Source organism: Candidatus Pelagibacter bacterium nBUS_30 (assembly GCF_051201245.1).
GTDB lineage: Bacteria > Pseudomonadota > Alphaproteobacteria > Pelagibacterales > Pelagibacteraceae > Pelagibacter.
On sequence record NZ_CP172842.1, the window covers coordinates 502457 to 515097 of the forward strand.

General features: G+C 29.5%; 17 protein-coding genes and 2 tRNA genes. 9 read left to right on the forward strand and 10 right to left on the reverse strand.

Going from position 1 to position 12641, the window contains the following annotated elements; all coding sequences use genetic code 11:
• The first annotated feature begins 6 nt into the window (after positions 1–6).
• On the forward strand, positions 7–624 hold the full coding sequence (rpsD, locus tag ACIJYE_RS02640; RefSeq protein WP_435086855.1) for a 30S ribosomal protein S4: 618 nt from the start codon (positions 7–9) through the stop codon (positions 622–624).
• A 3-nt stretch (positions 625–627) separates the two neighbouring features.
• Here rpsD and grxD read toward each other — a convergent pair whose 3' ends face one another.
• From grxD to sfsA, 9 genes are read right to left on the reverse strand one after another with little or no spacing between them, the layout of a single operon-like run.
• Positions 628–966, reverse strand: coding sequence for a Grx4 family monothiol glutaredoxin (gene grxD / locus ACIJYE_RS02645; protein WP_435086857.1), 339 nt, complete (start codon positions 964–966; stop codon positions 628–630).
• A complete protein-coding gene (locus ACIJYE_RS02650) occupies positions 966–1196 on the reverse strand; it encodes a BolA/IbaG family iron-sulfur metabolism protein (protein WP_435091018.1) in 231 nt (76 codons plus the stop codon). Before ACIJYE_RS02650 ends, grxD begins: the two co-directional genes overlap by 1 nt.
• Positions 1196–3388 carry a phosphoribosylformylglycinamidine synthase subunit PurL gene (gene purL, locus ACIJYE_RS02655; RefSeq protein WP_435091020.1) on the reverse strand — a complete coding sequence of 731 codons (2193 nt, stop codon included), beginning with the start codon at positions 3386–3388 and terminating at the stop codon, positions 1196–1198. The genes ACIJYE_RS02650 and purL overlap by 1 nt, the downstream gene beginning before the upstream one ends.
• On the reverse strand, positions 3385–4068 hold the full coding sequence (purQ, locus tag ACIJYE_RS02660; protein WP_435091021.1) for a phosphoribosylformylglycinamidine synthase subunit PurQ: 684 nt from the start codon (positions 4066–4068) through the stop codon (positions 3385–3387). The genes purL and purQ overlap by 4 nt, the downstream gene beginning before the upstream one ends.
• Positions 4069–4071: 3 nt before the next feature.
• Positions 4072–4314, reverse strand: a complete 243-nt coding sequence (gene purS / locus ACIJYE_RS02665; RefSeq protein ID WP_435091022.1) for a phosphoribosylformylglycinamidine synthase subunit PurS — start codon at positions 4312–4314, stop codon at positions 4072–4074.
• Positions 4311–5096, reverse strand: coding sequence for a phosphoribosylaminoimidazolesuccinocarboxamide synthase (purC, locus tag ACIJYE_RS02670; protein WP_435088920.1), 786 nt, complete (start codon positions 5094–5096; stop codon positions 4311–4313). Before purC ends, purS begins: the two co-directional genes overlap by 4 nt.
• The gene (purB, locus tag ACIJYE_RS02675; RefSeq protein ID WP_435091024.1) at positions 5096–6388 is read right to left on the reverse strand and encodes an adenylosuccinate lyase; all 1293 of its coding nucleotides are present in this window, start codon (positions 6386–6388) and stop codon (positions 5096–5098) included. Before purB ends, purC begins: the two co-directional genes overlap by 1 nt.
• A gap of 3 nt (positions 6389–6391) precedes the next feature.
• Positions 6392–7162 carry a type I methionyl aminopeptidase gene (gene map, locus ACIJYE_RS02680; RefSeq protein WP_435091025.1) on the reverse strand — a complete coding sequence of 257 codons (771 nt, stop codon included), beginning with the start codon at positions 7160–7162 and terminating at the stop codon, positions 6392–6394.
• The gene (sfsA, locus tag ACIJYE_RS02685) at positions 7155–7853 is read right to left on the reverse strand and encodes a DNA/RNA nuclease SfsA (protein ID WP_435091256.1); all 699 of its coding nucleotides are present in this window, start codon (positions 7851–7853) and stop codon (positions 7155–7157) included. Before sfsA ends, map begins: the two co-directional genes overlap by 8 nt.
• Before the next feature lie 20 nt (positions 7854–7873).
• On the opposite strand from sfsA, the gene ACIJYE_RS02690 reads away from it, so the two are divergent.
• The 8 genes from ACIJYE_RS02690 (at position 7874) to ACIJYE_RS02725 (ending at position 12545) form a co-directional block, all read left to right on the forward strand.
• Complete coding sequence (locus ACIJYE_RS02690; RefSeq protein WP_435091027.1) at positions 7874–8623, forward strand: competence/damage-inducible protein A; 750 nt, start codon at positions 7874–7876, stop codon at positions 8621–8623.
• Positions 8624–9028 carry a gamma-glutamylcyclotransferase family protein gene (locus tag ACIJYE_RS02695; protein ID WP_435091028.1) on the forward strand — a complete coding sequence of 135 codons (405 nt, stop codon included), beginning with the start codon at positions 8624–8626 and terminating at the stop codon, positions 9026–9028. It abuts the gene before it with no gap.
• A gap of 3 nt (positions 9029–9031) precedes the next feature.
• Positions 9032–9202, forward strand: coding sequence for a hypothetical protein (locus tag ACIJYE_RS02700; protein ID WP_435091030.1), 171 nt, complete (start codon positions 9032–9034; stop codon positions 9200–9202).
• A gap of 53 nt (positions 9203–9255) precedes the next feature.
• On the forward strand, positions 9256–10314 hold the full coding sequence (locus tag ACIJYE_RS02705; RefSeq protein ID WP_435091032.1) for a hypothetical protein: 1059 nt from the start codon (positions 9256–9258) through the stop codon (positions 10312–10314).
• 61 nt (positions 10315–10375) lie between these two features.
• Positions 10376–10461, forward strand: a tRNA-Leu gene (locus ACIJYE_RS02710).
• 4 nt (positions 10462–10465) lie between these two features.
• Positions 10466–11236 (forward strand): NAD kinase, encoded by a 771-nt coding sequence (locus ACIJYE_RS02715; RefSeq protein WP_435091034.1) that lies wholly within the window; start codon positions 10466–10468, stop codon positions 11234–11236.
• A gap of 8 nt (positions 11237–11244) precedes the next feature.
• Positions 11245–11952, forward strand: a complete 708-nt coding sequence (locus ACIJYE_RS02720) for a phytanoyl-CoA dioxygenase family protein (RefSeq protein WP_435091035.1) — start codon at positions 11245–11247, stop codon at positions 11950–11952.
• Positions 11953–12110: 158 nt separating this feature from the next.
• Complete coding sequence (locus tag ACIJYE_RS02725) at positions 12111–12545, forward strand: CBS domain-containing protein (protein WP_435091036.1); 435 nt, start codon at positions 12111–12113, stop codon at positions 12543–12545.
• A gap of 12 nt (positions 12546–12557) precedes the next feature.
• Here the strand turns inward: ACIJYE_RS02725 and ACIJYE_RS02730 are convergent.
• A tRNA-Thr gene (locus tag ACIJYE_RS02730) sits at positions 12558–12633 on the reverse strand.
• Positions 12634–12641: the final 8 nt, after the last annotated feature.

The following is a 12641-nucleotide window of genomic DNA, read 5'->3' on the forward strand; positions in this document are numbered from 1 at the left end:
TATCAAATGACAAAAAGATTAAACTCTAAACATAAAGTAGATAGAAGACTTAAAGCCAATCTATGGGGAAGACCAAAGAGTCCTTTTAATAAAAGAGACTATGGACCAGGACAACATGGTCAAGGTAGAAAAGGAAAACTTTCTGATTACGGAACTCAGTTGCAAGCTAAGCAAAAATTAAAAGCTTACTACGGTAACATTAATGAGAGACAATTTAGAAATATTTATAAAAAAGCTGTTATGCTTAAAGGTGATACTGGTGAAAATTTAATCGGTTTACTGGAAAGAAGATTAGATGCAGTTATTTACAGAGCAAAATTTGCAACAACAGTTTTTTCTTCAAGACAATTAATTAACCATGGACATGTTAGAGTGAATGGTAAAAAAGTTAATATTGGAAGTTACATAGTTAAAGAAGAAGATTCTATAGAGATTAGAGACAAATCTAAGCAATTAGCAATTATTGATATTGCTTTAGCTAGTAAAGAAAGAGAAACACCAGAATATATTCAAATGGACGAGAAAAACAAAAAAGTTAAATTTGTGAGAGTACCTAAGTTTGAAGAAGTTCCTTATCCAATTGTGATGGAGCCAAATTTAGTAATTGAATATTACTCTAGATAATAATTAATTTTTAGCTTTAAAACTTATACCCTTGGTCTCAAGTAATTTTGCTAATTCACCACTTTCGTACATTTCTTTTACGATATCACAGCCGCCAACAAACTCTTTTTTGATATAAAGTTGCGGGATAGTAGGCCAGTCACTGAAAGTTTTAATTCCTTCTCTAACATTTTGATCTTCTAAAACATTTACACCTTGGAAGTTAACTTCAAGAATTTTTAACATATTAGATACAGCCATTGAAAAACCACACTGAGGAGCATCAGGTGTACCTTTCATAAATAAACATACTTCGTTACTATCAATATGAGTTTGAATTAAATTTTTTGTATTATCATCCATTATTGCTCCTTTGTTTTAATTGCTAAGGCATGTAATTCATTTCCCATTTTACCTTTTAGAGAATTATACACCATTTTATGTTGTTCAATTTTACTTTTACCTGAGAATTGTGCAGAAGTTACTGTTGCTGAGTAATGATTGCCATCACCAGCTAAATCTTGAATTTCAACTGTAGCATCAGCTAAAGCTTCCTTGATTAAACTTTCAATTTCTTTTAAATCCATTGCCATTATTTGCTCATATAATTTGATAACCAATTTGTATTCGATGTTCTTAATTCGTCAATTGTTACTTTTGTCTTTTCGTCAATAAACATCTGATCCTTGTTAATCGTTCCAAGTTCATCATAATGAACTGCATTTTTGTTTAAAATATCAGTCACTTTTTTAAGACTATCCTTGCTTACTTCGATCACATATCTACCTTGATCTTCACCAAAAAAATATTCAATTTCATTAATTAGGTATTTTGGTTTTTTAAGATTAATTCCCTTGTTTCCTTTAATACACATTTTTGCTACTGCAGTAATAATTCCACCAATAGATACATCGTGAGCACTTTTAATATGACCTGTATCTATTAACTTTAATAAAGTTTCTCCATTATTTTTTTCATTAAATAAATTGATTTCTGGTGGAGGACCATTTTTTTCATCTAAAATGTTTCTTGCAAACAAACTTTGATTAATATGTCCCTCAGTTTTTCCAATAACTAAAACGATATTATCAACTTCTTTAAAATCCATTGTGATCATTTTGTTATAATCTTTGATTAAGCCAACACCGCCAATGGATGGGGTAGGTTTAATACCTTCTTCTTTTGTCTGATTATAAAAAGATACATTTCCTGAAACGACTGGAAATTTTAAATATTCAGCAGCTTCCCCAATACCTTGAACACATTCAACAAACTCACCCATGTTTTCTTCATTTTCAGGACTGCCAAAGTTTAAACAATTAGTAATAGCAATTGGTTTTGCACCTACAGAAATTAGATTTCTAAAACTTTCACAAACAACTTGTTTTCCACCAGTTAAGGGATGTGCCCAACAATATACGGCAGATGAATCGACCGATGCTGCAACTGCTTTATCAGTTCCATGAACTCTCACAACACCAGAGTCTCCACCTGGTTTTTGTATAGTGTCACCCATAACTGTATGATCGTATTGTTGCCAAATCCATTCCTTACTGCAAACATTTGGATTAGATAAAACTTTCTTTAAAACGTCTATAATTTTTAAATTTTTAAGATCTTCTTTTTTAATTTTATTTTTTTTAGGTAGTTTTGCTTTTTTCCATTTTCGGTCATACATTGGTGAATTTTCAACTAAAGTATTGACCGGAATATCTGCAACTTGCTCATTATCAAAGAATAGTTCAATCTTTTTAGAATTAGTTGTTTTACCAATTACTGCAAAATCTAAATTCCATTTATCAAATATTTTTTTAGCCTGATCTTCTTTACCGTTTTCTAAAACAATTAACATTCTCTCTTGGCTTTCAGAGAGCATAATTTCATAAGGTGTCATTTTAGTTTCTCTACATGGAACTTTATTTAAATTAATTTCAATTCCAAGATTTCCTTTTGAGGCCATTTCAATACTTGATGATGTAAGTCCAGCTGCACCCATGTCTTGAATTGCTATAATTGAGTCCCCAGCCATTAACTCTAGGCAAGCTTCGAGTAATAGTTTTTCAGTAAATGGATCACCAACTTGAACTGTCGGTTTTTTTTCCTCAATTTTTTCATCAAAGCTAGCTGATGCCATACTAGCACCATGAATTCCATCACGACCAGTTTTGGATCCAACATAAATTACTGGTTTGCCTAAACCTGCTGCTTTTGAATAGAAAATCTTATCTTTTTTCACTAAACCCAATGTCATCGCATTAACTAGAATGTTACCATTGTACGAGCTATCAAAGTTAGTTTGACCTGCTATAGTTGGAACACCCATACAGTTCCCATAACCACCAATACCGTGAACTACACCTCGAAGTAAATTTTTAGTTTTTTTGTGTTGAGGAGATCCAAAATGAATAGAATTTAAATTAGCAATAGGACGCGCTCCCATTGTAAACACATCTCTCATAATACCACCAACTCCAGTTGCAGCACCTTGATAAGGTTCAATAAAAGAAGGGTGATTGTGGCTTTCAATTTTAAATACAATTGCATCATTATCACCAATATCTACAACTCCCGCATTTTCTCCTGGTCCCTGAATGACTTGTTTTCCTTTGGTTGGAAGTTTTTTTAAGTGAAGTCTTGAAGATTTATAAGAACAATGTTCATTCCACATCGCTGAAAAGATGCCTAGCTCAGTAATATTTGGAGTTCGCTTAAGTAGCTCACATATTTTTGCATATTCACCTTTTTTAAGACCATGATCTATAGCAACTTGTTCGTTTACAATCATTTTAGATTATTAATTAAATTTTTAAAAAAAAGAGATCCATCTTCACCTGATAGAGAAGGGTCAATCATTCTTTCAGGATGAGGCATCATACCTAAAACATTTTTTTGTTTATTAAATATACCTGCAATATTTTTAATGGATCCATTAGGATTATATTTCTCTTCGGTTATGCCTTTCTTATCACAGTAATTGATCGCTACTTGTTCATTATCTTCAATTTCTTTTAATTGATCATTGGTGCAAAAATAGTTTCCCTCATTATGAGCTATATGAAACTCTAAAACTTCACTATCAATGTTTTTAAAGTAAGTGTTTTTTTTATCATTAATTTTAACAAACACATTTTTACAAATAAATTCTAAGTATTTATTTCTTAATAAAACACCTGGAACCAAACCTGTTTCAACTAAAATTTGAAATCCATTACAAATACCCATCACCATTCCACCTGAGTTTGCAAAGTTAATTACCGATTTCATTATTTTTGACTTTGATGCCATACTCCCACATCTCAAATAATCCCCATAAGAAAACCCACCTGGCAAAACAACTAAATCACTTTTTGGAAGTTCAGCGTCGTCATGCCAAACCATCTTGTTTTTGAACCCAAATTTTTTAAGAGCAACATCCATGTCTCTGTCACAATTAGAACCAGGAAATGTAATGACGGAAGATTTCATTAATTATTGTGCATCAATAATTTTATAATTTTCAATAACTAGATTGGCTAAAAGTTTGTTACACATTTCTTCAACTTTATCTTTAGCTTTTTTGGGATCACTTTCCTTAGTATCAATTTCAAAGTACTTACCTTGTCTTACTTCATTGATGTCATTAAATCCCATTCCATCCAAGGTTTGGTGAATAACTTTTCCTTGAGGATCTAGCACATCTTTTTTAAGCGTAATAATTACAGAAATTTTCATTTACGCTTCCTTTTAACTGAAGATAATTTTGTAACATTTACTGCTGAAACATTTGATTGTTCGTGAAGTATTCCAAGTCTTTTAGCAACCTCAGTATAAGCAGGAATAAGATCACCTAAATTTTTTCTAAATCTGTCTTTATCTAACTTTTTATCTGTAATACTGTCCCAAAGTCTGCAAGTATCTGGACTAATTTCATCAGCAAGAATAACCTCTTCTTTACCGTTAACTTTTAATCTTCCAAATTCCAATTTAAAATCAATTAATTTAATCCCAACACCTCTAAACATACCGATCATAAAGTCATTAATTCTTAAAATCATTTTCTTAACTTTCTCGATTTCTTTTTTTGTAGCCCAATCAAAAGCCAATATATGCTCTTCCGCTATTAATGGATCACCTAACTTGTCATCTTTTAAGCAATATTCAATAAGAGGCTCTTTTAAGATTGTTCCATCTTCAATCCCTAATCTTTTTGTAATAGATCCAGTTGCAACATTTCTAACGATGAATTCAATTGGAATGATTTCAACCAATTTAATTACTTGCTCTCTCATATTAAGTCTTTTGACCAAGTGATTTTTAATTCCTATCTGAGATAGATTTGAAAGGATATGTTCTGAAATTCTATTATTTAAAACACCTTTTCCTTCTATGGTAGATTTTTTTTGATTATTAAAAGCGGTAGCGTCATCTTTAAAATATTGAATAACTAAATTCTTATCATTTGTTGTGTAAATGATTTTAGCTTTACCTTCGTATAGTTTTTTTCCTTTTTTCATTATTTAAAAACTCTTCTAAAGATGAAATTTACATTTTTAAAGTGTTTTGCGTAACTAAATATAGATTTTAGTTTTTTAGGAGTGATTTTGCTCATAATTAACTTATCTGATCTAATAACATCAAATAAATCCAAATCTTCAGCGAAACATTTTTTAGCATAATTTTGAACCATTCGGTAAGATTGTTCTCTACTTAATCCTGATTTTGTTAATTCCAGCATTACTTCTTGTGAGAAAATTAATCCTTTAGTGATATTTAAATTTTCTAACATTTTTTTTGGATAAACAATCATGTTATCTAAAATATTAGCTAATCTGACTAATGCAAAATCAGTCGTAATATTTGCATCAGGTCCAATATTTCTTTCAACACTTGAATGAGAAATATCTCTTTCGTGCCAAAGGGCAATATTTTCTAAAGCGGGGGTTACTGCACTTCTGACCATTCTAGCAAGTCCTGTTAAGTTTTCACTTAATATTGGATTCTTTTTATGTGGCATCGCAGATGAGCCTTTTTGATTTTTTGAAAAGAATTCTTGCATTTCGTAAACTTCAGTTCTTTGTAAATGTCTAATCTCAACTGCAACTCTTTCAATTGATCCAGCGATAATACCTAGTACTGAAAAATAAAAAGCATGACGATCTCTTGGTATTACTTGAGTTGAAATTGGCTCAACTTTTAAACCTAATTTTTTTGCAACATGTTTTTCAACATTAGGATTAATATTAGCAAAAGTTCCAACAGCACCTGATATTGCACAAGTTGACACTTCATCTATTGCATCGATTAATCTTTTTCTATTTCTTTTAAATTCCTCATAAAAAGAAGCCAATTTTAAACCAAATGTAACTGGTTCAGCATGAATACCGTGACTTCTACCCATACATGGAGTAAATTTATATTTTTTAGCCTGTTTTTTTAAAACTTTTAAAATTTGATCTAAATCTTTTAGGATTATTTTACCAGATTGAACCATTTGAATATTAAAACTGGTATCCAATACATCTGATGAAGTCATTCCTTGGTGTAAGTATCTAGCTTTAATTCCAGCCCTTTCAGTGACTGAAGTGAGAAATGCTATAACATCATGTTTAACTTCAGACTCAATTTTGTGAATTCTGCTTACATTTATTTTAGCTTTTTTTTTAACAACTGAAGCAACTCCTTTTGGAATTTGACCAAGCTTTTCCATAGCTTCAGCAGCTGCAACTTCGACATCTAGCCAAATTTTATATTTATTTTCTTCTGACCAAATGTCAGTTAATTCTTTACGAGAGTATCTTTTAATCATTAATTATAAGTATGGGGGCTTTGAATAACCTTTAGCAGATTCTGTAAAGATTTCATAACCATTTTCAGTAATTCCCAATGTATGCTCAAATTGTGCTGATAAAGATTTATCTTTTGTAACAGCAGTCCAACCATCATTTAACATTTTAACAGCATATTTGCCGGTATTAATCATAGGTTCAATTGTAAAAGTCATTCCAGGTCTTAAATCCATGCCTGAATTTTTGCTCCCATAATGCAAAATGTTAGGTGGTTCATGAAACGTAGTACTTATGCCATGACCACAAAAATCTCTTACAACTGAAAAACCTTTATCTTCAACGAATGATTGAATTTCGTATCCTATGTCTCCCAATCTAATTCCAGGTTTTAATATCTTAATTGCTCTCATCATAAACTCGTGAGTTGTATCTATTAGATTATTTAATTTAACAGAGGTATTACCGATTGAAAACATTCTGCTAGTATCACCATAATGTTCATCAACAATAGCAGTGACATCCACATTGATTGCATCGCCATCTCTTAAAATTCTATCTGATGGAATACCGTGGCAAACCACATGATTTAAAGATGTACATAAAGATTTTGTAAAACCCCTATAATAAAGTGGGGCAGAGTATCCACCATTATCTCTAATAAACTCGTAACCTAATTTATCAATATGATCTGTTGATACACCTTCTTTAATATTATCAGTCAGCATATCTAAAGTTTGAGCTGCCAACTTTCCGGCTACTCTCATTTTTTCAAATTTTTCTTTATAATCACTCATCAATAATCTTCAGTTTTTTATCTATAAAAATTTTTTTAGAACTTATATCACATCTATAGGCTAAAAAGTTAACTCCTGCCTTTTTAGCAATTAGATAATTCTTATAATATTCAGCATCTACATCTTTGGCTATCTTAAACTTTTCCATGTTTTGGATTTGAACTAAAAATAATAAGTAGCTTTTATAACTTTTTTTTATGGCATCAATAAGAGTGAGTAGGTGTTTGGTGCCACGTGCTGTCACAGCATCTGGAAACTCAGCTGTGTCTTTATTTCTAAAAAGGGTAACATTTTTAACCTCTACAAAGCTCTTTTGTTTATTTTTCTCAATTAAAAAATCAAATCTAGTCTCTTTATTAAAAAATACCTCTGGTTTAATTAGATCACTATTTTTAAGTTCTTTAATAAGATTATTTTCTAAAGCGTGTTGAGCTATTCTATTGGCCATGTGGGTATTAACACCTACTAGGTTTTTTCTTGTTTTAATAATTTCAAGTCCATATTTAAGTTTTCTCTTGGGGTCATTGTTAGGTAGCAAATAAACATCGTTGCCCTCATCTAATAAGCCTTTCATCGATCCTGTATTGGGACAATGTGCAGTAACTACTTCATTTGTTAATTGTACATCAGCAAAAAAACGTTTGTAACGTTTGATTAATTTGCCTTTTATTAAAGACTTGGTAAATTCCATTTCTAAATTATACATTTAAAATGACTAAAAACACAAAAGTTAATGCCGCAATATTAATTATAGGTAATGAAATTTTATCTGGCAGAACTCAAGACACCAACACTTCAACTTTAGCTACATGGTTAAATTCAATTGGGGTTAAAGTCGGAGAGGTTAGGGTTATTCCTGATATTGAAAAAACAATAATCGATACACTTAATCTATTAAAAATATCTTACGATTATGTTTTTACAACAGGAGGTATTGGTCCTACCCACGATGATATTACTGCAGAATCTGTTTCAAAAGCATTTGGATTAAAATATAAAATACATAAAGAAGCATATAAAATTTTAGAGGTCTATTATAAGCCAGGTGAATTTAATGAAGGTAGACAAAAAATGGTATGGATGCCAGAAAATGCAAATTTAATTTTAAATCCCACAAGTGGTGCACCAGGTTTTAGTGTTGAAAATGTATTCTGTTTACCAGGGGTTCCATCAATATTAAAATCTATGTTAGGTGGTTTAACCAATAGTATTGTTGGGGGTGAACCTATTTTAAGTTTAACTATAAGCCTAAGAACGGTTGAAAGTGAAATCGCAGACTCTTTAACTAAAGTCCAAAATGATAATCAGGATGTTGAAATTGGAAGCTATCCATTTTTTCAAGCCGGGAAGTTAGGAGTTTCAATTGTAATAAGATCAGAGGAACAATCCAAGATTGATAATTGTAAATCACAAATTCTAAAATTTGTTGACAGTAAAAACATTGAAGTAGTAGATCGTTAAATGCTTTATTTTGCTTACGGAAGTAACCTTCATCATTTTCAAATGAAACGAAGATGTAAAGACAGTGTTTTTATAAAAAAAATAAATTTGAAAAATTTTAGACTTACTTTTAGGAGCAAATATAGAGCTGCAGATATTGAGCCTAAAAAGAATTCAATAGTACCAGGTGGATTATTTAAGATATCAAAAAGTGATGAAAAAAAATTAGACGTTTATGAGGATTATCCTACTTTATATAAGAAGTATTATTTTTATCATTATGGAAAAAAAGTTATGACCTACTCAATGGTAAAGAAATCACAATTTAAATTTCCAACTGAAAGGTACTTAAATATTGTTAAAAGAGGATACAAAGACTGTAGTTTAGAGATAAAATACTTGAGAAAAGGTTTGAATAATAAATAAAAAATGAATTTTTTAAATAAGATAAAATACTACATTTATAAAAAGGCTCAAAGATATATAAATCTTTATGAAGGATATTCTTATGATTTTCATAAAAATGGTGAAGAACTAATTCTTAAAAGACTAATAAAATTTAATTTTAAAATTGTACAATCAAAAAATTATCTATTGTAATTATGTTTTTATTCAAAAAATTTCTGTCTTACTTAAAATTTTTAAGCAAAATTTTGGCTACAACTTTTTTTTTAATTTTAGTATTAGACTTTTTTTTTGGTCAAAAAATTTTAGTGCATTTGGATCCTTATTTAAAGGAAACAGAATTTTATGACAAAAGAGCAAATATCTGGCATAAAAAATTTCACCATACATTTAAAGAAAATATAAACATGAAGTCAGTTGGTTTTGGTGAAATTAATAGATTCTGTACTAATGAGTATGGATTTAAATCAAATTGCAACACTAAGAAAAGAAATTTTTTTAACTTTGGTTTTTTGGGTGATTCATTTACTGAAGGGATAGCGTTAAATCATAAAGATACATTTGTAGGTATTTTTGAAAATATATCAGGATTAGATGTAGCTAATATGGGGGTAAGCTCATACTCTCCAAAAGTACATCTAGCTAAAATTAATTTTTTTTTGAGTAAAAATTTAAAATTTGAGCACGTAATACTTTTTTTAGATATCAGTGATTATTATGATGAAGCGTATTATCAATTTGATAGTGAAAAATACTCAATAATACACGACAAAAGAGATCAAAGAAGAATATGGCTTAGAGAAAATTTTCCTTTAACAAACTTTTATATGTATGTTTTAAAAAAATTAGAAAAAAAAACAGAAAAAAATAATGATAAAACAACAGAAATAATTTTCAATGAAAGTGCGAAACGTAAATCATTTTGGTTACATAAAAATATTAATGAAACAAAAATAAATGGAAAATCAATAATCGCTATTCATGAAGAAACAAAGAACTATATTGATCAAATTTACAAAATATTAGAAGAGAAAAATATAAAGTTTAGTTTAGCTATTTATCCATGGCCTCAAAATTTAATTAATACTCAGAATAATTCTTTTTATAGAAAAGAATGGAAAGAGTTTTGTCAAAATAAATGTGAATATTTTATTGATTATTTTGATGAGTTCATTGACGAGGTGAATAACATTGGCTTTGAAAAAGTATATGAAAAATATTTCTTTTGGAATGATGTACATTTTAATAAAAAAGGAAATTTATTGATTGCAAACAAGATTATTGAATTATTGTTAAATAACGAATAGATTGAAAATTTTTCTTGTTCAACTATAAATATTAGCATAAATAATCATGAAATTCATTAATGCCCTCGTGGTGAAATTGGTAGACACAAAGGACTTAAAATCCTTGCCGCTTGCGGAGTGCCAGTTCGAGTCTGGCCGAGGGCACCACTAAATGAGTAAGATTCAGATAATTTCTGATAAAAATAGAAAATCCTTAAACATTAAAAAGTTATTAGTAAAAAAAATAGATAACAATCAATTTAAACAAAACAATCTTATAATTGTTATTGGTGGTGACGGTTTTATGCTTGAAACTTTAAAAAAGAATAAAAATTCAAATAAACAATTTTATGGAATTAACTCAGGAAATTATGGTTTCTTGATGAACAAATTTTCATCAAAAAATATTATTAAAAATTTAGAAAAAGCAAATATGATTTCTATTTCGCCGCTAGAAATGATTGTTAAAAATAAGAATAATCAAATAAAAAAATCTTTAGCTATAAATGAAGTATCAATTTTAAGACAAAGTAGACAAGCTGCCTCATTATCAATTAAACATGGATCCAAACAGATTATAAAAAAATTAGTCTCGGATGGTGTTCTAGTTTCAACACCAGCTGGTAGCACAGCTTATAATTTATCAGTGCATGGACCTATACTAAGTCTAAATTCAAAAAAATTATCAATAGCACCGATCAGTCCATTTAGACCAAGAAGATGGAAGGGTAAAATAGTTAATGATAAATTAAAGATTGTAATCACTAATTTAAATCCATCTAAACGACCGATTAGTGCTGTTGCAGACAATCTTGAAGTTAGAAATGCTAAATCAATTATAGTAAATACCAACAATAAGATTAAATTTAATCTTCTCTATGACAAGAATAGAAGTTTACAAAAAAAAATTAAAATTGAACAATTGAGAAGAGAAACTAATTAATATCTAAAGTGTTAACAAAAGAGCAAATTAAACAATACCAAGAAGACGGCTTTGTAATTCCTGATTTCAAGATGTCTGAAAATGATCTTTTTGAGATAGAAAATAAACACAATCAATTAATTCACAAATTTCCAGAATATAAAAATTATTGTCCAGCTTTACTTTTAAAAGATGAAAGTTTTTTAAAATATTGTTTGAATGATAAAATATTAGATTTTATAGAGCAATTACTAGGCAGTAAGTTTGCTTTATGGAATTCAAGTTTTTTTGCAAAACCTGCTTATAATGGTTTTGAAACTCCCTGGCATCAAGATGGTCAATATTGGCCAATAAACCCTCTTGCGACATGTACTGTGTGGTTAGCAATTGATGATGCAACTGAAGAAAATGGATGTCTGACATTTATTAAAGGATCACATAAAGATAAAAAACTTAAAGATCATTCTAGAAACAACAAAGAAAATTTAACATTGCACCAAGAGCTTAACAAAAATGATTATGACATTTCTAAATCAGTTAATTTACTACTCAAAAGAGGGCAAATATCTCTGCATGATGTTTATATGGTTCACGGATCAAAAGAAAATAATTCACCAAATTCAAGACGTGCAATGACGATGAGGTTTATGCCTCTATCAAGTAAATTTGACCATAAATTTACTTTTGATAGCAAGTCATCATTTAAGATTAATAAAATTTATCCTGTAAGAAATTAATAAAGTGGTACCCTGCACGAAGTCGAACTGTGGACCTATTGATTAAAAATCGAAAGTCTAAATTCAAAAAGATAAATACTATCAACGATAATTGAAAGTTTTTTCAAAACTGTACACAGCATGAACACAGTGATAAAGTTTTTTAATGAGAAATGACAATGACTAAATTAGAAAATTTTTTACAATCAAATAAAGATAGACAAATTTGGACTATTTCAAAAGACCAAAGTGTAATGCAAGCACTTATTTTAATGTCAGAAAAGAATATAGGTGCAATCATTATTGTAGATAATAATGATTTTCCAATAGGTATTTTTTCAGAAAGAGATTATGCAAGAAAGGTTATTTTAAAAGGTAAGAATAGCAAAGATACATTATTAGACGAGGTTATGACTAAAGAATTAATTACCGTTACTAGTGATTTTAAAATTGATCAGTGTATGGAGTTAATGACTGAACATAGAATAAGACATCTACCAATATTAGAAAATAAAAAAGTTGTTGGAATTATTTCAATCGGCGATGTTTTAAAAATTATGATTAAAGAACAAAAAGAACTTATAGATCACTTACAAAGATTTATAACTAGCTAAAATACATTTTGATGGTGCCCCCGCACGGAGTCGAACCGCGGACCTATTGATTACAAATCAATTGCTCTACCAGCTGAGCTACAAGGGCATAAGCCA